This is a genomic window from Tumebacillus amylolyticus (assembly GCF_016722965.1).
Lineage (GTDB): Bacteria > Bacillota > Bacilli > Tumebacillales > Tumebacillaceae > Tumebacillus > Tumebacillus amylolyticus.
Map to the genome: position 1 here is coordinate 1 of NZ_JAEQNB010000029.1, position 1105 is coordinate 1105.

5 tRNA genes and 1 rRNA gene are annotated in these 1105 nt (G+C 52.9%); all 6 read right to left on the reverse strand.

The annotated features are described in order from the left end of the window. Positions 1 to 453: 453 nt before the first annotated feature. Positions 454 to 528: transfer RNA gene (locus JJB07_RS23765), tRNA-Gly, on the reverse strand. 21 nt (positions 529 to 549) lie between these two features. Continuing rightward, positions 550 to 626, reverse strand: a tRNA-Asp gene (locus JJB07_RS23770). 29 nt (positions 627 to 655) lie between these two features. After that, a 5S ribosomal RNA gene (gene rrf, locus JJB07_RS23775) occupies positions 656 to 772 on the reverse strand. Positions 773 to 788: 16 nt separating this feature from the next. After that, positions 789 to 865: transfer RNA gene (locus tag JJB07_RS23780), tRNA-Ile, on the reverse strand. A 17-nt stretch (positions 866 to 882) separates the two neighbouring features. After that, positions 883 to 957, reverse strand: a tRNA-Gly gene (locus JJB07_RS23785). A gap of 26 nt (positions 958 to 983) precedes the next feature. Then, positions 984 to 1059, reverse strand: a tRNA-Phe gene (locus JJB07_RS23790). Positions 1060 to 1105: the final 46 nt, after the last annotated feature.

Genomic DNA, 1105 nt, shown 5'->3' on the forward strand with positions numbered 1-1105 from the left:
GATCAAACTCTCAATAAAAGTTTGGTTCGCTGACTCGAATCGATCTTCATCTATCACTCGTTTAGTTTTCAAGGATCAATCGCGTCAACCGCTGTGTCTCTCGCGGCGACAAGAGTTATCTTATCATGCCCGTCCTGCGAACTCAAACGCGCCCCAAAGCCAAACGAAAACAAAAACAAACATTCTCGCCGTTCTCGTCACACTTCATCTCCAATCATTCGATTTCCTCCACGATCCTCACCGGCATGAGTTTATTTTCATGCTATTTAAAACCATAACGAGATGACCCTACGCCGACTGCGCCCCTCGACATTGCAGTCACAGTCCCTCTCGAATTGACAAAAGAAGACCACGAAACCGGCTTCTCCTACTACTGGAGCTTCCGTTCACCTACGTACTCGAACCAAGGCAACAAAAAAAGCCCGATCTCCGAAGAGATCGAGCTTTTTCATGTGGAGCGGAAGACGGGATTCGAACCCGCGACCCTCGCCTTGGCAAGGCGATGCTCTACCCCTGAGCCACTTCCGCAAACGAGGTATTTGTTGTAGATGGCGGAGCTGACGGGATTCGAACCCGCGGTCTTCCGCGTGACAGGCGGACATGTTAGGCCTCTACACCACAGCTCCGTGTGAAATTGGTACAACTTCTACCTACCGCCCCGCGGCGTCCTACTCTCCCGGGACCCTGCGGTCCAAGTACCATCGGCGCTGGAAAGCTTAACTTCTGTGTTCGGGATGGGAACAGGTGTGACCTTTCCGCCATCACCACGAGACAGGCAAAAGTATGAATGGTGGGCCCAAGAAGATTCGAACTTCCGACCTCACGATTATCAGTCGTGCGCTCTAGCCAACTGAGCTATGGGCCCGTTTTTTTTTGAAAAAGTGGAGCGGAAGACGGGATTCGAACCCGCGACCCTCGCCTTGGCAAGGCGATGCTCTACCCCTGAGCCACTTCCGCATGGGTATTTGTACTTGTGATGAAAATGGTGGCTCGGGACGGAGTCGAACCGCCGACACGTGGATTTTCAGTCCACTGCTCTACCAACTGAGCTACCGAGCCAAAATGGCGGAGCTGACGGGATTCGAACCCGCGGTCTTCCGCGTGA